Source organism: Paraburkholderia sp. 32 (genome assembly GCF_050435345.1).
GTDB classification, from domain to species: domain Bacteria; phylum Pseudomonadota; class Gammaproteobacteria; order Burkholderiales; family Burkholderiaceae; genus Paraburkholderia; species Paraburkholderia tuberum.
Map to the genome: position 1 here is coordinate 2,283,753 of NZ_JBNDKD010000001.1, position 23,607 is coordinate 2,307,359.

A 23,607-nucleotide genomic window follows, 5' to 3' on the forward strand; every position below is an offset into this window, starting at 1 on the left:
CAACAGCGCGCCCGCCGACGGCCAGCGCGTCGCGTATCGGGTCGGAAATGCCCCACCCGGTTTGAGGATGTCATGGAACCTAGGCTCCAATTGCAGGAAGTCACCATTCCGGTGGAGGACGCCTCCCTGATGGGCACACTCGCGCTGCCACAGGACGCTCAATCACTGGTTCTACTCGCGCACGGCAGCGGCAGTTCACGATTCAGCCCCCGTAACCAGTACGTGGCCACCGAACTCAATCGGGCCAAGATCGGAACGCTGCTGATGGACTTGCTCTCCGAGCAGGAAGACACCGGTCCCGCTGCCCGCTTCGACATCAAGCTGCTGGCGATGCGTCTCGCGCAAGCAACGGCCTGGATCGCGGCGAAGCAGACGACACGCCTCTCTTTCGGCTACTTCGGCGCGAGCACGGGCGCGGCTGCGGCGATCCGCGCGGCGCACGTGTCGTCGGTCCCGGTTGAGGCGATCGTTTCGCGAGGCGGCAGGCCCGATCTCGCCGGACGCGACGTCCTCGCCGCGGCGCAGGCGCCTACGTTGCTCGTGGTAGGCGGGCTCGACGTCAATGTCATCGAAGTCAACCGGGAGGCCTTCGCTCTGCTCGAATGTCCGAAGGATCTTGTGATCGTCCCCGGCGCCACCCACCTGTTCGAAGAACCCGGCACACTGGAAGCCGTTTCACGGTACGCGGTGCAGTGGTTCAAGCGTTATCTCGGCGCCTAAGCGCCCGAACGCAGCACGAGCGTGTCGTTAGCGCGGCGCTCCACAGTGGCGCCCAATGGCTGACTCTCCCGATTCAGCGTTTCGTGTAACCATCGAATGCCTTCTTCAGGCGCCCGGTTGATCTGGAAGTGGCGTGTCTGCGTCGGCGTCATCGACAGTTCGGTCAGCGTGCCCGTTTCAAGGTCGAGCGTTGGAAAATACATCAGCGCAAGGTCGCTGCGAAACGCTACCTGACCGCCGATACCTTCATAGTCGTTGATGAAGTCCCCGGCGCCGTACAGGACGAGTTTGCCTCGATACAGCTCGATGCCCTTCACGTGATGCGACGAATGGCCGTGTACGAGATCCACGCCCGCCGAATCGATGAGTTCGTGCGCGAAGTATCGCTGCGAAGCAGGTATGTCGAAATCGAAGTTCTCGCCCCAATGGATCGAGACGATGACAATGTCGGCTGCCTGCCTGACCGCTCGCACCTGCGCCGCGATCGTGCATACGGTGTCAGCCGAAAGATCAGGGAGCCGGTTCACGCCGGCTCGGCCCCAACCGGCGGCCCAGTCCGCGCCCACGCCGCTGCATTCCGTGGCAAAGGCGAAGATCATCACTCTGCCGCCGCCCGCCAGTTCGATCAAGGCAGGCGCGGCGGCCTCGACGTCGTCCTGCCCCGCGCCAGCCGTATGAATGCCGGCTGAACGCAAGGCATTCAGAGTTTCCGTCAACCCGCGAAAGCCCCAATCGAGCACATGATTATTCGCGAGCGCGCAGCAGTCAATTTTCGCGGCGCTCAAGACGGGCGCGTTGGCGGGATGCATGCGGTAGTGGATGCCCTTTCCGGGCCATGCGTCCTCGCTGGATGTGACGGCCGTCTCGAGGTTGATGATGCGCGTGGCAGGACTCATGCGCTCCAGTTCGAGCAGCGCATCGCCCCACACGTAGCTGAACGGGACACACTCCGGTAACGAGCCGGTTTTCGCTTCAGCGAGGCGCACATAGCCTCTCGCCGAACGCATATGGGGTTCGAAGAGATGGGGCAGGTTCGGATGCGGCAGTATCTGATCGATACCGCGTCCCAACATCACGTCACCGCACAGAAACAGCTTGATGCAGTTCATCCTTCTGGAAAAAACCAATGTTCCCGGTGCGGTAAGCCGCCCAGAACGCCTTCAAGATAGTTTGCTGGCACTTCGGCGTCTAGCGTTCGGGGCCCGCGACGCAGTTTCTACAATCGTCCCGCTCTCTCGCTCACGACCGACGATGCGATCGCGTACCGGGCGTTGCTGCGACGGCCGCGCCGGCCGGGCCGGCCACAGCCGCGCGATTCCGCCGAATAGCGGGCGTTCGCACGCGGCCAGACGGTCCGCTCGCCGCGTATGCGCTCGCCGTGCTGCGCGCGCTCTTTGCGTGGCTCGTCGGCCAGCACTACGTGATCATCAATCCGTTTGCCGGCGTCATGGTGCGCGGCGACACTCCGAACTCTTGAGCGTTCGTGGAAAACGGGATTGCGGTCCATGCTAACGTTCAATGTGCGCATCGACCGCGTCGTGCGAATCTTGATGCACAGTGCAGCCCATTCTCAGGTGATTTTGGACGCAGCGGGCCGGGGCACCATATCGCATGGCGCCTCCTGAATTGCTAGCCCTCCTCGTTCACTGAGCGCCTGGGAGCGGACTCCTCATCAGCGTCTCGTGATGTTGACGGCCACGATTTCGTATCCGGGGTCGGCGTGCTCGTTCGCGACTTTGTTCGCATCCTCATACGAGAGAAAGGACGTGGCTTCCTTAATCTCCGGTGCCATGCCGATATCGCCGTCCTCTGCGGTGCAGAGGAAGTTCTCGCCAGTCTTCACAACGTAGCCGGTCGTCATGTCTCCCTCCATGGCTTGCAGGGGAACTTCCAGTCTAGCAGGCCGGATGGGTTGCACACGTATCGCTGCCGAATTCCTGACGGCCTGCGTATCGCGCGCGAGAAGCAAGGTACTGGTGCTCGATCTTTAGCCGAGATGTTCGATTAGACTCGCGATGCAGCGGTAGCCTCTCGAGCGCAACGGGCCGTTGTCGGATATGAAGCCGACCTTCGTATGTCTCTTCTCACGCACGGACGAAAGGCTGATGATGGCCGGGTTCTGCCTCATGAGCCCGACGACTCCGCACAACACCACCAACGAGCATGCAAAAGGCATATTGGTCCTGGAGCGGCCCTTCGAATTGCCACTGATCACTTCTTATCCGGGGTAAATCTGAAGACAGGTGGCGCATGGCGCAATATACGCCCCGTCCGCACTCGCGACCACAATATGGGCCGGTATGCTTTCGGCGAAAATCGTTTCCGGAAAGGGAATGACGCTTATCTCTTTGAGAGTGACCTTTCTCAAATACATGTTCGAGACAATCTTCTTCTCGGCGCAGCCTTTATTGAAGCTCGCTTTCCCGACGATATCAGTGGACACTTTTCGAGAAAGATCGAATTTCACGCCAGTGTACGCCTCGAGGCCTCTACCAAGTCGAAAGTGCCCGTTCAACGCCGACCCGCCAGCTTCGTCAATCATCTGCGTCATGACAGCCTTTTGCAAGGCGGGGGATAGCCCGAGATAATGATACTTATCCGAGCCGATCGCAACGGCAATCACGCCCGCCGCTGAGATCGCGTTTTCTTTGAAAAAATCCGCAACTTTTTCGGCTAGTGCGTAGGTTTCTTCTGTGGGACCTGGATAGTTGCCATAATATTTTTTGGGGTCTTCGCGGAAAAGAGTGATGAAAAATCTCCATTTTTCAGATTCGAGGCAGCATGCAAGTGAGGATCTTCAGGCGCAGATACTGCTCATCTCGCAATCCGTACGCGCGTCGTTGGATGACCCGAATCTTGTTATTGAGTCCCTCAACGAAGCCGAGCGGCACCTTGTTTTCTGGCTTGCAATAGGAAGCAATCCCCTCCCAATGACGCTCGACCATCGCGGCAAACTTCTCATAGGGCTTCAAACGCTGCCACCTCAGGCTGGATTTCCAGTTCTCGAAGAAGCGACGTGCCCAGCCTTCGCGCTCGTAGTCCCACAACTGCCCGAACGACTCCTTGAGCAGGTACGCGGTATTCAGCCGTCGGTTCGCTGCGAGAAGCGTCTTCAACGAGTTCCTGCCTTCCATCGACAGGTTTTCGCGATGACTAAGCAGAACGTACTTCTGGCCTTTGATGTAGCGCCGCTGCTCGCCTTGCAGGCGAGCGTATTCGCTCTTGCGCACTTCATCCAGGGCTTCGTTGAGCTGCTTTATGACGTGGAATTTGTCGTACAGGATGGCCGCATGCGGCACGCGTTCCTGCGCGACGTTGTAAAACGGCCGCCACATGTCCATCACGACAAGCCGGATGCCGCGGGCCTTTTTCTCGCCCAGCCAGTCATAGAACTGATGCATGCTGGCCTCCTTTCGATCTTCGCCACCGAACCAGATCGCACGGCCCCGTATCAGGTCGCTCACAACAATGCGGTACGTCTGTCCCCTGCCAATCGAAATCTCGTCGATGCCGATGACCTTCGGCCCAGGCGTGCCGAACCGCTCCAGTTGCGCCCGCATGTACTGCATCTCGAGGTCCTTGACCGTGTGCCAGTGCAATCGCAGTTCGTCGGCCACGTCCTTGATCGTGCTCTCGCGACAGCGACGACCGACGTACCACGCGAAGCGCTTCGTGTAGTGAGGGTTGTCCGCCAGAAAGCTCAGTCGTTCGCCTTTCACGCTGCCATCGCATCGACAGCGGACCCGACGAGCTTCGAGTTCCAGGTAAATCCGTACGTCGCCGTTCGGCAGATCTCGAACGCGACGCACCGTGCGATCGTGGATCGAGCACCGTCGACCACATCCCTTGCAGGCCGTTTTTTTGAGCGCCGAACCAGCGTGACTACGCGTGCCATGCGATCACCGAAGACACCGCGCAGCGCTTCGCAAGGACGGAATCCGTCGAACCGGTATGCGTCAGAAAGACGCTTGAGTTTGCGTGAAGTAGCCATCGCGAAATCATGCCCGATTTCGCGAGGCCATCAAGACGCGCGAACCCTTACCCAGATTGGCTCTCCGACGTTTTCATCATGAAAAACCATCACACTTTTCCGCGAAGATCCATTTTTTGGTTAGTTCTATTGCTGTTTTGAAGCTCATATCCTTCTCCCCGACAGCAGTGACAGAGGCAATGATTCAAGATAGCACAACTTTGAAGACCTGCTGGTTCTTGAGTGCCGACGTTCGGCTGGAAGCGGATGAGACTTGCCCGCCGACCAAGCGCGACGATCGTCACGCGCGTGTCCTCTCAACCTTCACCGATGCTCACGAGCGGCGCATAGGGCGATCTGAGAGGCCGACTTTTCGGGTGCCGGTCCGGTTGCGCAGGAAAGGGAGTTTTTCAACACATTACGAGTGGATCTGTCATACGCTGGGCGCATCCATCGACAGCATGTCGACTTTGCTGACGTTCAGTGAACGACAGTGGTGATGCGCTATGGGTTGGCCATGCGATACCAAACAATTTCATCACCTCCCGGGCTGAGAAATCGATGCAGGCGTAGGGCGCCAGAGTCAGTGCAACCGTGCACGCCGAAATTAAGACTTACCTCCAGTCGCGCCAGACTTGTAGCGTTTCGCCGGACGCAATTGGCTGTAGCCGACCCTTCTCGGCCGCTCGGGCTGTCGCCGACTGAATGGCGGTTCGCAGAGTATATCGGCCTTCCAATTGATCGGTGTCAGGCGGATCGTTGGCCGGATGTGCTTCGCCAACGAACGTTCGCGATTCCCGGCCATGCGTACGGGTAGCAAGACGGCTTTCGGTCGTACGCTCTGCGTGAATCGGTGCATGTCATCCGCCGGGAAGAACGACCACGGCAGGGCGAAACTCGCGAAAAATCTGTCTGCCGCGTCTCGCGACGCGGCAGACGCTCATGCAAGCGTCGGTACGGTGGCTAAGGTTCAGTGCCCGGTGACTTGCCAGGTCAGAACGGGGTGCGTCGCTCCGGGCGGCATCGTCCATGCGCCGTTCGGCCCGAAGTCCCAGCCAACAAAACTGGCCGGGTCGCTCATCTGGGCCGTAGTGAGCCCGTTCGACGCTGGCAGGTTGCCGCCGCTCGACGACTGTCCGGTTGTCTGTACGTTCCAGTAAACGTCGCTCCCAATGATGCCACCGCAAGCGGGTGCGCAGATGCCGCCGGTCGTGGTCGAACCGCCGGTCGTGCCCGAACTCACGGGACCCGCAACGAAAGACTGAGTGATCGTTCCTTGGTTGATCGTTTCTCCGTGTCCCACGTACGTTGCGCTTTCATTGTCCAACACAAGTCCTCCCGCGGAGACGTAGGAACGTTCAGATCCGGTGACCGATCCGGTTGTGTATGACTCAGTGATCGTGCCTCCGTTAGTGAGGGCCAGCCCGGCGGCACTGCCCCCCTGGAGGGTTGCGCTGCTGCCCGAGCGCGCGATCAGCCCGTCGTTCTCAGCGACAAGTCCGGCGATCTCGGTGTATGAATTGCTGACCTGTGTGCCAAAGGCCCCGGAGGTAAAGACGTTGGCGATCGTTCCGTAGTTATAAAAGGCCAGTATCCCGGCGCCGAGGGGTAAGGTTTCAAAGGGAGCCGTGAGGCTCACGTTCGAGTTGACGTTCACGTCGCGCACGACACCGGTTGCGCCAATATCACCAAATATCGCGACATCGCTTGGCAAGACGTTGGAAATCGTATGCCACATACCGTCGAACTGGCCCGTGAACATAACCGGAATGAACATAACCGGACTCCCAGGGAAGGGAGGACCAGCGAGCGTTACGAACGCGAAATTGCTCCCATCGATGTCCTTGCCGAGTGCGTAATTGCCGGCCAGATTGTTCTGGATGTTCTGCAAGTCCGTGATCGAATTGACGAGTTGATAACCAGTTATCTGTGTCACGAGCCCGCTGTAAAGCGGTGCGCTCCATACCGGATTGGCGACAAGCGTGCCGGGGCTGTAACTACCGTTCATATCGTAGAGCGCGCTGACGATGCCCGTACTCTTCGACCAGTCGATCGTGCCGTTGTTGATGACGCTGCCACCGTTGTCAGTTCCCGACGCGTCGGCGCGCAACGTCAGGTTGCCCGCACCGGAGTTCGCGATGGTCGTACCCGTCGCTACCGAGACATCGTGGTACGCGGCAAGCGTGAGCGAAGCCGGACCGGACCAGCGCAGGCTCGACGCGACGCCGAGGTCGCCCGTTGCGCCGTTCGCGCCCGTCGTGGTCACGTCGACCGAAGTGCCCGCGTTCAGACTGCGCTGCAACGCATGCGCTGCGACATCATCGATGGTGAAAGCGGGCGTCGAGAGATTCCATTGGCCTGCATCGACCACCGCGTGCCTGCCGAACGCCAGTTGTGCCGCGTCGGTATCGACCGTCCCGCCGCTGCCGTCGGCGTTCCTGGCCGTGATCACGCCCGACCGCTCGACCCGGCCGCTGTCGGCGACGAGCCACACATGTCCGTCGCGGTTCGCCGTGCCCGTCGCGCGGATGCGCGCGCCACCGCCGGCGAGCGCATACACGTTGCCATCGGCGGCCTGGAGGCTGATCTGGGCGGCTGCGATGCGTCCCCCGTTGACGACCAAACCATCGCTGCCCGTCTGCACGAAAACCTGTCTGCTGCTGGTCGAGTCCTGCAACAGCACCTGACCGCCTGCCGCCAGTTCCACCGTGCCGGCAGGCGCTTTGATAGTGCCCGCGTTGACGACCGCCTGTCGCGCGATCAGGAACACATCGCCGCCGCTCGAACTGATTTTGCCCAGGTTGATCACGCTCGCATTGGAATCTCCCGACAGCGTGAGCGCGCCACCCTTCATGAACGCACAGTTGCAGACATCGAGTGTAGACGCGACGAATCGGCCTCCCGTGCTGATCACGCCCGATGGCCCCACGACGATGCCCTGCGGATTGATCACATACACGCTGCCTGTTGCGCCGAGTCTGCCGAGGATGGCCGACGGCGAGCCGCCCGTGACCCTGTTCAAGGTCGCGCCCGTGCCGTTGACGAACGTAACGCTGTTGTTCCCGCCGACCGAAAAGCTGTTCCAGTCGATCACACCGCGGGTCGAACCGGGTTGGGTGATCACGAGGCTGTTGCCCGCGCCCGCTATCGTGCCCGTGCCGGCGACGTAACGGCCGCCCTGCGGCAGGCTGCCCGCCGCGAACGCCACGGGTGTCAGGCAAAGTCCAGTCAGCGAAATGCCAATGGCGAGCCAGATGCGTCCGTTTGACTGTTGACGATGCGGTGCGCGTCGCGCGGACCGCGGTGGTTCTGCACGTGACATACAGCCCCCTTTCCGCATGCATGCGGAATGGCCGCCAACGACCCGCGGAGCCGACCGGAGACGCGTGAGTCGCCGTGTCTGAAGAATAGCAGTTGGCGTCGCGCATGCATGCCGATATCTCAGCGTTTGGCACCTTCTTATGGGGACTTTTGTGCCACTTCGCCAGGTCAGAACGCGGTAACCATAAGGGAAACAAGGGAAGGTCCAAACCAAGGCTGTAGATATACCGAACCCGAAGAAGGCGGACCAGGAAGATCAGTTGTGTTCCGGTGGCCAATGGCCGCTGGCGGCTGCAGAACCGACGTCTAAATGTCTGGTCAACAGTAGCGGCGAATGACACTTCCTGGCCGGCAGTACGCGTTCACACCATCAACCCGAAAGCCGCCGTTGAGGACTCCAATGTCGGCTCTGTAAAATGTTCATCGAACTGGTGCTATCGGCCAATTTCTGCCGTTGGGTAAGCGCGTTTGGCGGTCCGTTCTTGTCCAGGGAGCGGACGATGGCACAAAAACACTGCAACTTCGCCCATTCTAATATGACATGTACGCCTCTAGCTGGTTCAGCTGCTCCGCTCCTGTAGCAGTGCCACCATGCGTTGGGCAAGCGGAGAGAGGTAAGCCCCGGTCCGGAACACTACGCCAATACGTCGACGCAAGTCGAGTTCCTCCATGTCGAGATTGAGCGCGCGCAACCCCTCGAGACTCTCGAACGATTCGGTGCCTGCTATGCAGAGCATCGTCGTGCCGCGCAGCAGATGTAGTAGCGAGGTGCTACCGAAATCGGTTTCCACGCGAAGCTTCGGCGGCCCGAGCCCCTGCCGCTCGAAGGCCGCGTCGACCTGCTGCCGCAGCAGAATGTTCGGTCCAGGCAGCAACCATTCCTGACCTGCCAGATCCGCTAGCCGTAGATTGCGCTTGCGATGTAGTGCATGCGCCTCATCGGCTAGCACGGAGAGCGAGTCGCGAAAGAGCTCGACGAAGGTCACGTCGCCTACGCTGCGAGTCGGCTCGGGCGCCACGACCAGATCGAGTTCGCCCGCCATGAGGAGGTCGATCAGATCGCGCGCGAGCCGGCGCCGCAGTCGCAGACGCGCGGCCGGGCGTTCGTTCAACAACTGCCGGCAGGCGCCCAGTACCAGCGCGTTTGGCACCGTTGGCGAATAACCGATGCGAAGCACGCCCTGTTCGCCGCTCCGAATCGCATGCATTTCCTTCAGCGCGTCTTCGTATTCGAGCGCAATGCGCTGCGCACGTACGATGAACAGCGCCCCTGCCTGGGTCGGCACGATACCGGTGGCCGTGCGCTCGAACAGTCCCAGGCCAACCTGCGCCTCCACGCGTTGAATCGCCTTGGTCAAAGCCGGCTGGCTCATGCCTAGTACCTCGGCGGCACGGCCAATGCCCCCGTGCTTCTCGACGGCAAGCAGATATTCCAGGTCCCGTGTCTCCATTGTCATTCCTAGCGGCTATGACTTTATAGCCAACGCGTCATTGTGGTGATCCCCTGCATCTTACAGACTAAGAGCCAGATCGATAACGGGAGACACCGATTGGGCTTTGCTTATTTTCTGCGCCGCGCCGCGCGTTGTTGGGGCGACACCGTAGCGGTCATGCATCGCGAGCGCGAGCTGACGTACCGCCAACTCGACGAACGCTCAAGCCGGCTCGCGAATGCATTACTCGGTCTTGGACTGACGAAAGGCGACCGGGTCGCGGTTCAGGCCCGAAACTGCACGCAACTGGTGGAGATCGAATGCGCGCTCTACAAGGCGGGGCTCGTCAAGGCCGCGTTGAATCCGCGCTTCACGGCGCACGAAGCCGCTGACGTAGTCGAGAATTGCGCACCGCGCGTGATGATCGCGGGAGCGGGATACACGACTTACGATCGCAACTCGTCAGGTTTCCGTTCAGTCGAAACATTCATTTCTCTTGGCGAAGCGGCGAACGGCTATGCCGACTACGAGACACTGATTTCGCGGGCCAGCGCGAACCTGCTGGACGTCACTCTGTCGCCCGACGACCTCGCCGTGCTGCACTTCTCGTCCGGTTCGACCGGCAAGATCAAGGCGGCCATGCAGACCTACGGCAATCGCCTCGCGTCGCTGCGCAAAATCCTGCTGGGCATGGACCGTCCCGCGAAACCCGGCGACCGCCTGGCGCTCATCGGACCAGTCACGCACGCGTCGGGCATGTTGATGCAGCCGTACCTCTATTCGGGCGCCACACTCGTGCTGTTCGACACATTCGAGCCAGCGCACTTTCTTTCGGAAATCGAACGACTGCGCATTACTCACGTGTTCATGGTGCCCGCGATGATCAACATGCTGCTCAACGACGCTGCGCTGGACACCGCCAATCTCAAGAGCCTGAAGATGCTCGGCTACGGCGCCGCGCCAATGGCGCCGGCGCGCATCGAGGAAGCATGGACGCGGATTGGGCCGGTGCTGTCGCAAGGTTACGGCGCGAGCGAGTCGACCTCGGGCGTCACGCGCCTGAGCATCGCCGATCATGCCGACGCAATCGCGCACCGTCCCGAAAGGCTGGCATCGTGCGGTCGGCCGACCGGCGAGACTGAAGTCCTGGTGGTTGACGAACACGGCCGCGAAGTCATGGGCGATGCGATCGGTGAGGTCATCATGCGCGGCGCCGACGTGTTCCAAGGCTACTGGGGCGAGCCGGAACTCACGCGCGAAGTGCTCGTCGACGGCTGGCTGCGCACCGGCGATCTGGCGCGCGTCGACGAAGAGGGCTTTATCTACCTCGTCGATCGCCAGAAAGACATGATCATTTCCGGCGGCTTCAACGTGTATCCCAGCGAAATCGAAGCCTCGCTGTATCAGCATTCCGATGTGATGGAAGTATGCGTGGTCGGCGTGCCCGACGAGAAGTGGGGCGAAAGTGTCAAGGCGGTGGTCGTGCTGAAGTCCGGACGCAATACGTCTGCCGAAGAAATCATCGCGCATTGCCGCGCCCGCCTTGCTGACTACAAGCTCCCTCGCACGGTGAGCTTCGTCGCCAATCTGCCCAAGAACGCGAGCGGCAAGGTCGCCCGCAAGCTGGTTCGCGAGCAGTACTGGCAAGGCATCTCGCGTCGTGTCAACTGAAGGGGACAACCATGTTCGATCACCTGAGCAATCCGGTATTCGTTGAAACGCGTGAGGGCATTCGCCGTTTCATCGCGGAAGAATTGTTGCCGCTGGAGCAGGAACTCGGCATCGGCAGCGAAGACATCTGGCCGCGCGACACGCTACGCCGTGTCTGGCGCCGCTCCGCGCAGCTCGGCTTCTACGCGGCATGTCTGCCCGTCAAGCTCGGCGGCCGGGGGCTGTCGATCATTGAACAGTGCGCACTCAAGGCAGATCTGGCCGCCTCCGGATCCGCGCTCGCGCCTCACGTGCTCGGCGACCTGGGCGGTCCGCCGCGCGTCGGCAATATGCTCAAGTACGCGACGCCGGATCAGCTCGTGCGCTATTTCGAACCGGTGGTCCGTGGGGAGAAATCGACCTGCTTCGCGCTGACCGAACCCCACTCGGGCTCGGATGCGCAGAGCATCACCACCTCGGCCGTGGTGGACGGCGACGACCTCGTGATCGACGGCGTCAAGCACTACATCAGCGGCGCGCCGTTTGCCGATTTCGCGATTGTCATGTGCGTAACCGATGCCAGCACCACGCCACCTGCCATTACTGCGGTGCTCGTCGATCTCGACCGGCCCGGCGTGACGGTCGAACAGCAATATGTGCCGATGTCTGGACAGCACATCGACGCGGACATCCGCTTCGTCGACGTGCGCGTGCCTCGCGCAAACGTGTTCGGCGGAGAGGGCAATGGCTTCAAGCTCGGCATGTCGCGTATCAACGTGAACCGCCTGCTGCATTGCCCGACGATGCTCGGCCTCGCCACGGCGGCCTACGAAGCGTCGCTCGACTATGCGCGTACGCGCCGGCAGTTCGGCGGCCCGATCGCGCGCTTTCAGGCAATCCAGCACATGCTCGCCGACATGGCCGCCGCGCTGTGGGCATGCGAAAGCATGATCGCCCAGACAGCAGCGCTCGCGGACGCCGGTGCCGATCTGCGGATGAAGGCCGCGGCCTGCAAGCTGTTCGTGTCGGAACGTTGCTTCGAAGTCGCGGACAAGGCCGTGCAGATTCATGGCAACGTCGGCGTGACGCGCCATCACCCGATCGAGCAGACGTTCCGGAAACTGCGGATGTTCCGCATCTTCACGGGCACGAGCGAGATCCAGCGCAATACAATCGCCCGCGTCATTCTCGACCCGGCCGGCTCGCCGGCATAAAAGAAGAATGCAGCACGCACGCGGCTGCCGCATACCGTGAAGAGGTACCGATGAAACCGGAATGGTCCTGCCTGAACGGCGTCAAGATTGTCGATTTGAGTCAACTGCTGCCCGGGCCACACGCCACCTCGATGCTAATGCATCTGGGGGCGGACGTGGTCAAGGTCGAGCCGCCCGGCACCGGCGATCCGGCGCGCCAACTCGGACGCGAGATATTCGCCCAGCTCAACCGGGGCAAACGGTCCATCGCGCTCGACTTGAAAAGTTCCGCCGGACAGGCTGCGATGCTCGAACTGGTGCGTGACGCGGATGCGGTGGTCGAAGGTTTCCGGCCAGGCATCATGAAACGCCTTGGACTCGACTATTCGACGCTCGCCGAAGTGAATCCGCGCATCGTGATGTGTTCGATTTCCGGATTCGGGCAGACCGGCCCGTACGCGGCCCGGCCTGGCCACGATCTCAATTACCTGGCGCTCGGCGGTTTCTGGTCGATTCCGGTTCAGGTCGACGACCGGGTCACGCGCCCACGTGTGCGGCTTGCGGACTACGCCGGGTCGAGTCACGCCGCGCTCGCGCTGGCGGTTGCTGTTATGAGCGCGCGTCAGAACGGTCGCGGCCAGCATCTTGACGTATCGATTCACGACTGTGTGTTGGCCTGGACTGCATCGGCCGCGTGGACCTCGCGCGAGTATGCGGACCGCCCGCTGGCATCGCCCAACGTCATGCCCGAGAACGATCTTTTCGCGACGCGAGACGGCCGGCATCTTGCGTTGGGGATTCTGGAGAACAAGTTCTGGTTGAACCTGTGCGAAGCGCTCGGCGCCGACTATCCCGCGTTGACTGACGATCGCTTCGCGTCACGCCTTGGCAGGCAGCAGTTCAAGCGCGAGGTCAACGCGCTGCTCACGCAGATGTTCTTGCAGCGCACGCTTGCGGAATGGCTCGACACGCTCACGTCTTTCGATCTACCGGTGTCGCCGCTGCTCGACGCGCACGAGTTATTCGACGATCCGCACGTGCGCGAACGCGGCATGATCCGCGAGCTCGCTAACGAGGCAACCATGGCGGTGCGCTTTCCCGTGAAATTTTCGGCGGGGTTGCCCGATGCCGGGGACACCGTCCCGCTGCTCGGCCAGCACGACGGCTGAAGCCGTCCGACAGCAACAGCAATAGCAGGAACGCAGAAGACGTCCCCACCATTACGGAGACAACCCGAATGACAAACGAACACAACCGGTACCGACCGGCGCGCGCATGGTCTATCGCAATCATGCTCGCGCTGATGATGCTGGTGAATTTTCTGGACAAGGTCGTGCTCGGCCTCGTGTCCATCCCGATGATGCGTGAGCTTCACCTGTCGCCCACGCAGTTCGGGTTGATTGGCGGGAGCCTCAACTGGTTGTTTTCGATTTCCGCTGTGCTGGGCGGCCTCGCGGCGAATCGCGCTTCGACAAAATGGCTGTTGCTGCTGATGGCTGGCTCATGGGCCCTGCTGCAATTGCCGATGCTGGTCGCCGGTTCGATCTGGAGCATCATCGCGTGCCGTGTGCTGCTCGGCGCCGGCGAAGGACCGACCTCGCCGGTTGCGGTGCATGCGCTTTATAAGTGGTTTCCGGACGCCAGGCGCAACCTGCCTGTCGCCGTGCTGCATCAGGGGAGCGCGCTCGGTCTGCTGGTCGCCGGGCTGAGCATTCCGGCCATCACCGCACACTGGGGCTGGCGGGCAAACTTTCTCGTGCTGTCCGCGCTGGGCTGCCTCTGGTGCATCGCGTGGCTCGTATTCGGCGCGGAAGGTCGTTTGTCGAGCCCCGTGCGTAAGGGTCGCACGGCGCGCGTCCCGTACGCTCTGCTGCTGACCGATCGGACCGTACTGGGCGTTTTTGCCGGGCACTTCGCCGCCAACTGGATTCTTGCCATGACGCTCACCTGGACGCCAACCTGGCTGCAACTGGGAATGGGTTATGAACCGCATGTCGCGGGCAGAATGTTTGCGTTATTCGTCGCCATTACGGCGCCCCTTAGCCTCGGGCTTGCCGGGCTGTCGCAGCGCCTGTTGGCGAACGGGGTGCCGTCGAGAGTCGGGCGCGGCGGCTTCCTAGCCGTGACGCTGATCGTGGCGGGCGCACTGATCGCGTTGCTTGCGTGGCCAGGCGTCTCGCCCATGGTGAAGTTCATCCTGCTGACGCTCGGCAGTGGCATGACGCTTGCCATGTATTCGATCGGGCCTGCCATGTTGGGCGAAGTCACCCCCGATTCGCAACGGGGCGGCGTCCTCGCATTGAGCAACGGATTTTCATCGCTCGCCGGACTCGCCGCGCCGATCGTCACCGGGCTGCTGATCGACGGCGCCAGCCGGTCCACCGCGCGCGGCTTCGAGCAGGCGTGCGTCGCCTGCGGCGTGGTACTGCTGGGATGCGGCCTGCTTTGCGGATTCTGCCTCGACCCGCAGCGCTCGCAACGGCGCCTCGCCGGTGGCGTGTCCCGCGCCCCGGCGCCGCGTAGCGTCGCCGATCCTGGCTGAAACTCTGCGCATCACCGTCTTTGAGTGCGTTCCGCGACACGTCTGGACGGACGCCATCCATTAGTTATCCGTAATAATACCAATAGAAAACAAAGGAAACGTATGAAGAAGGTTCTTGGTGCGACGCTGATAAGCCTGCTATCTGGAGGGGCCTGTGCGCAATCAACCGTGACGTTGTATGGCAATGTCGGCGGCGGTCTTCGCTGGACGAACGGCGCCAAGGGCGGCAGCGTGGTCGGTTACAACAACAATATCATTGCCGGCAACCAGTTCGGCTTTACCGGCAAAGAAGACCTCGGTGCCGGCCTGAAGGCCATCTTCAAGCTGGAGGGCGCGTTCAACAGCGGTACCGGCGCGGTGAAGACCTCGGGCACCTTGTTTTCGCAGGCTGCGTTCGTCGGTTTGACTGGCAATTTTGGCCGCCTGACCTTTGGCCGGCAACTGAACGCAAACGAAGACCTTGGCATTCTCATCGATCCGGCGGGTGGGCGCGGACAGTCCATTGCGATCGAACCAGGCGTGGTATATAGCGCTAACTATTTCACACTGGACTCGCGTTTCAATAACACTGTCAAATATATCGGACAGGTAGGCGGCTTTCGCATGGCCGCGAGCTATTCTCCCGGCGGCGTCGCGGGCAATCCCCGCGCGGCGACAAACTTCTCGGGCGCGGCCTTGTATCAGTGGGGACCAGCGCTCGGCGGCGTGTCGTATCAAAAGACGTGGAACGCGACGGCGACACAATGGGCGCAGACGTTCCAGACCGGCGGTACGCTCCAGATCGGACCAGCGCGGCTTTACCTGAACTATGCCGATCTCACCGTTACTGGCGCTAAGCCCACTGCACCCCGGCGCCGCGACAGAATTCCGGGCGGTGGAGTCGTCTGGTCGGTCACGCCAGCGTTACAGTTCACGGCGGCTTTCATTGATGATATTGCCAGTAATCTTGGCAATGTCGCGTCGGCCAGCGGCCGTAAAGTCACAACGTTTGCAATTGCCGAGTATTTTCTGTCGAAGCAGACCGAACTCTACGCGGAGTTCGATCGGAATGGATTTTCGGGCGCCTATCGTTACGATCCCGCCAACATCACGGCACTCGGCCTGAATCCCGGTGCCCATACGATGACCGGCGTGTCACTCGGTCTCATGACACGTTTCTAGAAGGGAGGCGCCAGCCTACGCCTGGCCGATCCCACCCATTCACTTTATTGAAGAAATCGCATGACGATCCGTATTCGAATTCCCCGCGCTATGCTCATGGCTGCGCTTATCGGCGCGTCCGCCGGCGCATTTGCCCAGTCCGGGGCCGCATCCGCGGGCGGCTCCACCACCGCCTCTGACGCGACGTCCGTCAAGGCAAGGAAGGCCGCGGACAGGAAGCTCGCTCGCCGGGTATCGACTGCACTAGCTCGCACTCGAGGGCTCAACGCCGCACGCATCTTCGTGAAGGCACAAAGCGGCCACGTCACGCTTTCCGGCTCGGTGTCGGATAACGAGCAGATTCCACTGGCCGTCGAAGCGGCAAAGCAGGTCGTCGGCGTCTCAAGCGTGGAGAATTTTATCCACCTCTCCGGGCCATCTCTGTAATGCCTGCCTTCCGGGAAAAAACATGAAAAGCACTCGAAATCGTGACCTCACCACTGGCCCTGTCGCGACCGCCGTGGCGCTTGTCATTGGCGCACTGCTGCCGCTGTCCACGCATGCTCAGGAGGTCGGGGTATCTCGCGACCCCGTCGAACTCGGCATCATGCAGGGCTTTCCTCCGCCTGCGGACAAGCTTGTGACCAAGGCCAACTCGCTGCGCTACCCGAACCTTGCCTGGGCGCTCCGCAATACCCGTCTGATGACTCCTACTGCAAATGTCGAGCACGCGCACACGCCGTTGCCACTACCTGCCGGTGCCGCGCTCGACCCCGACATGGTGCAGTTCACTGTCGACGGAACGACGCTAACCCTGACCGATTATCTGCGACGCACCTATACCGACGGTTTCATCGTCGTTCACGACGGCAAGGTGGTGCTTGAGCGCTACTTCAATTCCTTTACGCCCCGGCAGACGCACGCGTGGGCATCGATGACCAAATCCGTGACTGGGCTCGTCGCGGCGCAACTGATCGACGAAGGCCGACTGGACCCACAAGCGACACTCTCGACGTACGTTCCCGAACTGGCGGGCACGCCGTTCGGCGACGCGACGGTCCAGCAAAATCTGGATATGGAGGTGCCGGTCAGCTACCCGGCCGATCTTCCACCAGATCTGGGACTCTTCGGCGCAGTGGGCATCACTCCGCGCCGCAGCGGCGCGCCGGACAGCATCTACGACTTCCTGAAAGTGGCACGCCCCACGCCCGCCGCGACGGCGGGAAACGTGTGGTTCTACCAGAATGGCTCGCCCGAAGCTGTCGCATGGGCGATACGGCGCGTGTCTGGCCTGTCGTGGAGCGAACTGGTCTCCCGCACGATGTGGCAGAAGATCGCCGAAGACGACGGCGACGTCGTGGTCGATCGTTTAGGTACCGAGATGGCAAGCGGTGGTTTCAACACGACGCTTCGCGACGCCGCACGTTTCGGTGAGTTAGTGCGGTTGGGCGAAGCGGGACGGACGACTTTGCTCCCGGCTTCTACCGCCCACATCACATTTATGCCTGCGGATAACGCCCGCGCCTTCGCGAAGGGCAATCTGGCGTCCGGCCGCCCGGGCTACTCATATCGGGACTACTGGTATCAGGTGAACGATGGGCACGGCTCGTTCGCGGCCGGCGGCCGGTTCGGGCAATCGATCCTGGTCGATCCTAAGACGAAGCTCACCATCGTCAAGTTCTCGTCATCGCCTGATCAGGCCGCGCGACCGACCAGTGCGGCAGCGGGGCGCTCGATCCCACGGGCGTCGCTCGATACTGCCGCTGCGCTTAACCAGGCCGCACGTGCCATCAGTGCCGCGATCAGATAACGCATTGCAGTGCGAGCGGGGAGCGGTAACGCGACGCGCCGCCCGGTTATCGGGCGGGCGACGTCGCGGCCGCGCCGAGACACAATGTGCCGGCCGACGTAAGGGTTAGGTGCGACCGTACGCGCTGTTTAAGTGCTAATCGCCCGGCGGACAGCTAGCCTTCGTCTGCGACCGTCCGATTTGTAGTTGCTCAGGGGACATTCGCGGTCAGGGTGCGACGGGCGGCTCCGGGTCGGAAGTACGCGTTCGCCCGCAGCGAGTGCGACATCCGCAAACCTCTTCATTCGAAAGTCGGGAATGGGACGGAAAGCTGCCTTGCAAACGCCGACAACCGAACGTCGGGTATGGCCGACGAAGCAACATTCGCCTTCGCCAATCGAACGACTGTTTACTGGGGCGGACCCGACGTCTGAACGTCCGAGCGACGCGACGGGCGAATGACGCTTCCTGGCCGACAGTACTCATCCACAGAAGCCGCCCGAAAGCGGCCGTCGACGATTTTCAACGGTCGCTCTACAGGACCTTCATTGAACTGGTGCTCTCGGCCACAACTTGCCGTTCAGCGAGCCGGGAAATCTGCCGTTGGAGCGGCCGCATTACTCCGGAACCTGACGGACGAGCTACCCGCACAATTCGGCCAAAGCCGACGATCGCCAATCGGATGGCGTGCGGCTGCTGCCCGTCCCATTGCTGACACTCGCATCCGATGCAACGTCTCGCCCTGGCCGGAGCGCTTCCCTCTCTGTTGAGTTATTCCAGACATCAGACGCCCTATGCAGTCGCCTACCTGGGAATGGCAGACGAAGGCGAGGTCGTATGAATCGAACAAATCAGGATTGATCCCGGCTGCCTTGCTCGCCTGCATCATCGCGCGGTCAAGCGAGCCATTATCGAGCGACTCCACGAGAAGTAGTCCGGCGAATTCACCTTCTGAACTTCGCCGCATTGACTTTTCCTGCGTGGCAATGGCTGTCGCCTCGTTTTTCACGGCCATGATCTGCGCGTTCACAACCCAGTCGCCTTTCGCGAGCGCATCAACGATTGCCTGCCCTTGCTGGGCTATCAGGCATTCCGGTAGTGCGTCTTCAAATCGTGCGATGGCGAGGTGACCGCCGTGTCCGGCCGAGTTCGCACCCCGGGCGAGAATAGTTCCGCCGCCTCGGCGAAACTGCTCGAGGGTCGGCATTATTCGGCGCGTCCACGCAGTCGGGTTATTCAACCGTTCCAGATAGCCAGAACTCGCCATCACGTCCGCGTTGTCCAGTTCGTACAGCATCATGTACTCCGAGGGCCGGTTGTTGCGTCGCTTGAAGACCCTGCGATGAAGCTCTACGGACGGCTGGGTTGCGAAGAAGTAACTTTACCAGGGAGCAGCGAGGGCGAATTCGGGGAATCGAATTGACGGGTGCTGCCGAGGATCATTCCGCTCGCAAGTGTTAGCTAGGAGTTGGACCACTCTCGTTGAACCTGTTGGGGGCTCCGGTCCTCGTAGCACAGCCGCGGGAAATTTTTCTTGAACCTATCTGATCTGTTATTGCCGCCGTGGGGGGCGACCGACATTGGCTCGTAAGACCCGACATCCGCACAGTGTTATCGCTTCTGTCGTTACCGGGACATCTTGGCTATAGCTTTTGGTTGAAATGTTCGGAGATGAAAAGCGCAGTCGCGTGCGTTGTTACGGATGGGGGTGAATTCGGGCGGGCTGCCGGCGTTGAGGCTCGGATGGCTGTGGCGGGTGAAAATCCATGCACTCCGTGTCGGCTACACATTGCGAGTCGCAATGGTGCGTCCCTATTTGTTGCGGAGCAGCATGATTTCGATGTGGCACTTTTTGTTGTCGCTTTCGCAAGGGTTGTTGGTGGGCGATCCCGCAGACTTTGCGCAGCTGGAATCGATGCAGTCTCAGAAATCGCAATTGCTGCTGCGAACTTTGACCCTGTCTCATGATTAAGACTTCAACGGTGGTAGGGCCTTCCGATCAACTTTTCCCCGCAAACTTTGATGTTTCTCCATAGATCTCGTGAGCGCACAACAAAGTCTGCGGGATCGCGAAAGGTCGTTCGGTAGCGGACGAAACGCCGCTACGCCTGTGCTACCTGGCGCGCGGTCGGCGACGATGACACACCGGTTGAGGAACGCCGTCAGCGGCTGGTCGCGCTGCGCGAAATCGGTCTGGTCGGCAAGCCGATTTTCCGCCACTGCTCTCGTGTTCTGGATTCCATCGTGCAATCGCAACGGCCGCAAATGATGTATGACATCATGTAACATAGTTAACTATTTGTCTATATGAATTTGGCGTGACGGCACAGAACGCCACTTAATGACAATAAGCTACTCATTATGGGTACGTGGACAGATTTAAGGTTCTCGCGCGTTCTTATGAAGATCGGAACTTCCCATGTCCATTCATTAATATAGCGACGGCCTGTTTGATGTCCGCTTTGTCGGTTTCGGTCAATTGATTGGTCGCCCGCAAAGGTTCTTGAGGGATGTTGCGTAGTACGTACGCCATGTTGCCATTACGAGCTCGCGAGAGACGGGCAGGGGCAGACACCACTGCCTGACGCATTTCGGCAGGCGTGCGCCCTATCCGTTCTTCCGACCAGGGAGGTGGGAATGTGTCGGCCCTATTTTGAAGCAAAGGCCGATTCTCCGAAACCCTGAGTTCACTTCGCGCCTGAAGGCGAGCAAAAGATAGGAATTAACATTATTTGTACAAATGGCTGCGCGAAATGTGAGAATTAAGTTGTCAACATATTTGTCCGCTTTACAATTCACATTTGACGTCGAAAGCGTTTAATTAAACGTCGGCGCTGCGCACGTCGCGCTGCTCTAAGAATTTGCGACGCATCGTAATGTCATCATACGTCATATGAGTAGCGTAACGTCGGCGTTGGTGTCTCGCGAAATCGCCAATTGCGGCGAAGCCTCCGGGACGATGCGGCGAGACACCCATACCCGACTTAAAGACGGGGTTGGCACCCGAGATTTTGCGCACGGCGCAATCTTTTCACGACAATAGAACCTGCGACCGGTATGAAGATCAGTGACAACAAAATCGGCTATGCCCGAGTATCAACCGATGAACAGCACTTGGACCTGCAGTTACAAGCGCTCGCCGCCTACGGCTGCGATGCGACGTTTTCAGACCGGGGAATTTCGGGTGCCAAGTTCGACCGCCCCGGCTTGAACGAAGCGTTGGCCACAGCTGTCTCTGGCAGCACTATTGTTGTGTGGCGGCTGGACCGCCTCGGGCGGTCAATGAGGCACCTCGCGGCAATAATCGGAGACCTGGATATGCGCGGAGTGCGAGTCGTTTCATTGACCGAGTACATTGATACGCGCTCGTCAAGCGGACGCTTCACATTTCACATGCTAGCGGCGCTTGCGGAGTTCGAGCGCGGACTGATCAGTGAACGGACTCGCGCGGGTATTGCTGCGGCACGTGCGCGGGGCAGCAATATCGGTAGGCCGGCCGCATTGAACGAGGCACAGCGGCAACGAGCTCGCGAATTGCTAGAGGAACATCCTGCCAAGGTCGTTGCGGAGACCTTAAATATCGACAGGCGCACGTTGAGGCGATATATGAATCAGCCAGGAGCACGGGCTTTAACTACTGCCGATATGGAATAGCGATTGCCGCTGCGACCGCCGATAGATCGGTTGGTGGTTCGGTGGAACCGTGAGTCACCACGGGACCGTCTCGGTAAGACCCACGTGTGCGTCCGGATGCCACTCAGTGCCGCTAGCAACCGGCATCTTTCAAAACGACGCTGCGCACCTGAGCCGCCTCTGTTCAATACGGAGGTTCATTGACCTCGTTGCGCAGACGGCTTCGTTCGTTGCCGTATCGCATTTGCGTCCAAGCTGATCGCCCGTTTCAGTGTGCGTGGATGCACATTGAATTTCCGTGCGATCTCGGCTATCGAGGTCGTTTCCAATAGTGCGACCGCCTGGCGGCGCTGTGCCGGGCTTAGTAGCGGCTTACGGCCGAAGTTCTTGCCGCGTACACGCGCCGCCACCATTCCTGCACGAGTGCGTTCGCTAATGAGTCGCCGCTCGAACTCGGACAGTGCGGCCATCATGTGGAACATCAGCATGCCGCCGGCTGATGTTGTGTCGATTGACTCGGTCAGCGAGATAAAGTCGATACTGTTGTTGCCAAGATAGTTCACCAGTTCAATTAGTTTCCCGATTGATCGGCCAAGCCGGTCCAACCTCCATACGACAAGCGTATCGCCGGCCGATATCTTTGCGAGCGCGTTGTTCAGTCCTGTCCTGGAAAAGGACGCGCCGGATATGCCATGGTCCGTGTACAACACTTCACATCCTGCACGCAGCAATGCGTCTTGCTGTAGCGATAGGTTTTGTTCTTCTGTTGAGACGCGCGCGTATCCGATTTTCATAGTGTGCTCCTCCGCTGAGCGGCCCCGTTGCGGTACCGCAGGCCGCCTGCATCTCTGAGAAAAGTGCCGACAGCTGGCAAACCCAGCGAAAAAAGGCGTACTTCATCCATCTGTCAGTCAATAAGAAATCCACAAAGCTTTTGGTGCGAGCGCACAGCTTTGCCATTGCGGTTGCTCTGTACTTGTCTATGTTCGCGTGAGCCGCAGAAGTGTCAGGCATTGCAAGATCTGATCGCATTCTACTGGACAAAAAGGAACCCTTTTGTCCGCCCCAGTTTGCTGCTTGTAATCCTCGCCTGACGTGCCTGTAGGGCTTACCTGACGCGGCCGTAGGGAAGCTGGAAGAACTTTTTTAGCAATTTGGCACAAAGGTTCCTTTTTGACCGCCTCCAGGCGAAGGGTTGACAGTGTTTCGCAAATTGAAGTCGACGACCGTGTGACCGATAGTTCGGGGCGATCTGTGCGTGCGGGGTCCGCCCGAAAAAGAATCAGAATTTTCAACACTTAAACCTGTGGTTCGAGTGCTGTCCGCTCAAAAAAAGAAGTACGGAATTGACCGGTCCGGAGAAGAAGATGGACGACAAGGGTTTGGCGGGGGAAGTGTTTAGCGCGATGATCGACTCGCGTGTGAAGTTGCACCGTGAACCGGTGTGCAACGTCACAGGCAGCGAAAACGTGCTCTATCACGAGTGTTCCGCGACAGCGACTGATGCACGCGGCAACGAATTGAATCCGGCTCTTTTCATGTCGGCGCTTGAGCGCATGTCGCTCATCCGTCTGTTCGACCGGTACGTCGTCAAACAAGCCATAGCGGCCTTGCGCGGTTCTGCCACTCTGAAGCTCGGCATCAACATTTCCGTTCAGAGCGCGGTCGCAGATGTCGTGTGGCATGCGATTTTTCATCTGCTCGAAGAAGCGCCCGAAGTGGCGCAACGGCTGGTGATCGAATTTCCGGAGCCCGCCTGGTTCGACGCCCACGACAACGCACAGCATTTCGCATATCGCCTCAAGCAGGCCGGTTGCAGGATCGCGATAGACAACTTCGGAATCGAAACCGCTATCGGCATCCATACGCCTGACATCATCAAGATCGATGCGTCCTTCGTCGCCGCTGCCCGCCACGGCGAAAAACACGTTGCACGCCTCGCGCGGTTAGTACGCCTCGCAGCAGAGCAGGCTGACGATGTAGTAATTCAAGGCGTTGATGAGCCGATGGATTTACTACATGTCCACGAGTGCACGACGAAATGGGTTCAGGGTCATTTCGTCAAGGCACCTGACGCCCTGAATTGGGTTGCCAGTAATTTGCAATTGTAGTTTTCGATTTAACAAATACTACTAATCGCATCGGCGAGGGATGTCCCCTGCGCAGGAGATGTGCGTGTGTTTGACGATGTTTAAAGAAAAACCTTTGAAAGAGGC

Annotated in this window: 17 protein-coding genes and 2 pseudogenes; 11 read left to right on the forward strand and 8 right to left on the reverse strand. The window is 60.1% G+C overall.

What is annotated here, in order from left to right:
- Positions 1-72: 72 nt before the first annotated feature.
- Positions 73-720, forward strand: a complete 648-nt coding sequence (locus tag OKW26_RS10695; protein WP_184041157.1) for a dienelactone hydrolase family protein — start codon at positions 73-75, stop codon at positions 718-720.
- Here the strand turns inward: OKW26_RS10695 and OKW26_RS10700 are convergent.
- The gene (locus tag OKW26_RS10700) at positions 717-1,829 is read right to left on the reverse strand and encodes a CapA family protein (protein ID WP_429353580.1); all 1,113 of its coding nucleotides are present in this window, start codon (positions 1,827-1,829) and stop codon (positions 717-719) included. The two genes, OKW26_RS10695 and OKW26_RS10700, sit on opposite strands and share 4 nt — an antisense overlap.
- A 114-nt stretch (positions 1,830-1,943) precedes the next feature.
- On the opposite strand from OKW26_RS10700, the pseudogene OKW26_RS10705 reads away from it, so the two are divergent.
- Positions 1,944-2,179, forward strand: a pseudogene (locus tag OKW26_RS10705) (integrase); the annotation flags it as partial.
- Between the two features lie 213 nt (positions 2,180-2,392).
- On the opposite strand, the gene OKW26_RS10710 reads toward OKW26_RS10705, so the two are convergent.
- The 5 genes and pseudogenes from OKW26_RS10710 to OKW26_RS10730 all read right to left on the reverse strand — a co-directional run bounded on the left by OKW26_RS10710 (position 2,393) and on the right by OKW26_RS10730 (position 9,462).
- A complete protein-coding gene (locus OKW26_RS10710; protein ID WP_429353581.1) occupies positions 2,393-2,581 on the reverse strand; it encodes a hypothetical protein in 189 nt (62 codons plus the stop codon).
- 357 nt (positions 2,582-2,938) lie between these two features.
- Positions 2,939-3,271, reverse strand: coding sequence for a hypothetical protein (locus OKW26_RS10715; RefSeq protein WP_429353582.1), 333 nt, complete (start codon positions 3,269-3,271; stop codon positions 2,939-2,941).
- Positions 3,272-3,485: 214 nt separating this feature from the next.
- Positions 3,486-4,577 (reverse strand): annotated as a pseudogene (locus tag OKW26_RS10720) (ISL3 family transposase); the annotation flags it as partial.
- Positions 4,578-5,660: 1,083 nt separating this feature from the next.
- Positions 5,661-8,012 carry a filamentous hemagglutinin N-terminal domain-containing protein gene (locus OKW26_RS10725; protein ID WP_429353583.1) on the reverse strand — a complete coding sequence of 784 codons (2,352 nt, stop codon included), beginning with the start codon at positions 8,010-8,012 and terminating at the stop codon, positions 5,661-5,663.
- A 559-nt stretch (positions 8,013-8,571) separates the two neighbouring features.
- Positions 8,572-9,462: a LysR family transcriptional regulator gene (locus tag OKW26_RS10730; RefSeq protein ID WP_429353584.1), complete on the reverse strand. Its 891-nt coding sequence runs from the start codon at positions 9,460-9,462 to the stop codon at positions 8,572-8,574.
- A gap of 99 nt (positions 9,463-9,561) precedes the next feature.
- On the opposite strand from OKW26_RS10730, the gene OKW26_RS10735 reads away from it, so the two are divergent.
- The 7 genes from OKW26_RS10735 (at position 9,562) to OKW26_RS10765 (ending at position 17,779) form a co-directional block, all read left to right on the forward strand.
- Positions 9,562-11,115: an AMP-binding protein gene (locus OKW26_RS10735; RefSeq protein WP_429353585.1), complete on the forward strand. Its 1,554-nt coding sequence runs from the start codon at positions 9,562-9,564 to the stop codon at positions 11,113-11,115.
- 11 nt (positions 11,116-11,126) lie between these two features.
- Entirely contained in the window at positions 11,127-12,308 is a 1,182-nt protein-coding gene (locus tag OKW26_RS10740) for an acyl-CoA dehydrogenase family protein (RefSeq protein ID WP_429353586.1), read from the forward strand.
- A gap of 50 nt (positions 12,309-12,358) precedes the next feature.
- Positions 12,359-13,456: a CaiB/BaiF CoA transferase family protein gene (locus OKW26_RS10745; RefSeq protein ID WP_429353587.1), complete on the forward strand. Its 1,098-nt coding sequence runs from the start codon at positions 12,359-12,361 to the stop codon at positions 13,454-13,456.
- 122 nt (positions 13,457-13,578) lie between these two features.
- Positions 13,579-14,829, forward strand: a complete 1,251-nt coding sequence (locus tag OKW26_RS10750) for an MFS transporter (protein WP_260321225.1) — start codon at positions 13,579-13,581, stop codon at positions 14,827-14,829.
- Between the two features lie 102 nt (positions 14,830-14,931).
- Entirely contained in the window at positions 14,932-15,990 is a 1,059-nt protein-coding gene (locus OKW26_RS10755; protein ID WP_429353588.1) for a porin, read from the forward strand.
- Between the two features lie 60 nt (positions 15,991-16,050).
- Positions 16,051-16,416 carry a BON domain-containing protein gene (locus OKW26_RS10760; RefSeq protein WP_260321224.1) on the forward strand — a complete coding sequence of 122 codons (366 nt, stop codon included), beginning with the start codon at positions 16,051-16,053 and terminating at the stop codon, positions 16,414-16,416.
- Between the two features lie 22 nt (positions 16,417-16,438).
- Positions 16,439-17,779 (forward strand): serine hydrolase domain-containing protein, encoded by a 1,341-nt coding sequence (locus OKW26_RS10765; RefSeq protein ID WP_429353589.1) that lies wholly within the window; start codon positions 16,439-16,441, stop codon positions 17,777-17,779.
- 559 nt (positions 17,780-18,338) lie between these two features.
- Here the strand turns inward: OKW26_RS10765 and OKW26_RS10770 are convergent.
- Positions 18,339-19,055, reverse strand: a complete 717-nt coding sequence (locus OKW26_RS10770) for a hypothetical protein (protein ID WP_429353590.1) — start codon at positions 19,053-19,055, stop codon at positions 18,339-18,341.
- Between the two features lie 1,760 nt (positions 19,056-20,815).
- Here OKW26_RS10770 and OKW26_RS10775 point away from each other — a divergent pair.
- Complete coding sequence (locus tag OKW26_RS10775; RefSeq protein ID WP_429353591.1) at positions 20,816-21,412, forward strand: recombinase family protein; 597 nt, start codon at positions 20,816-20,818, stop codon at positions 21,410-21,412.
- 176 nt (positions 21,413-21,588) lie between these two features.
- Here OKW26_RS10775 and OKW26_RS10780 read toward each other — a convergent pair whose 3' ends face one another.
- Positions 21,589-22,185 (reverse strand): recombinase family protein, encoded by a 597-nt coding sequence (locus OKW26_RS10780; RefSeq protein WP_184031423.1) that lies wholly within the window; start codon positions 22,183-22,185, stop codon positions 21,589-21,591.
- Positions 22,186-22,758: 573 nt separating this feature from the next.
- Between OKW26_RS10780 and OKW26_RS10785 the strand changes: the two genes are divergently transcribed.
- Positions 22,759-23,502, forward strand: coding sequence for an EAL domain-containing protein (locus OKW26_RS10785; protein WP_429353592.1), 744 nt, complete (start codon positions 22,759-22,761; stop codon positions 23,500-23,502).
- Positions 23,503-23,607: the final 105 nt, after the last annotated feature.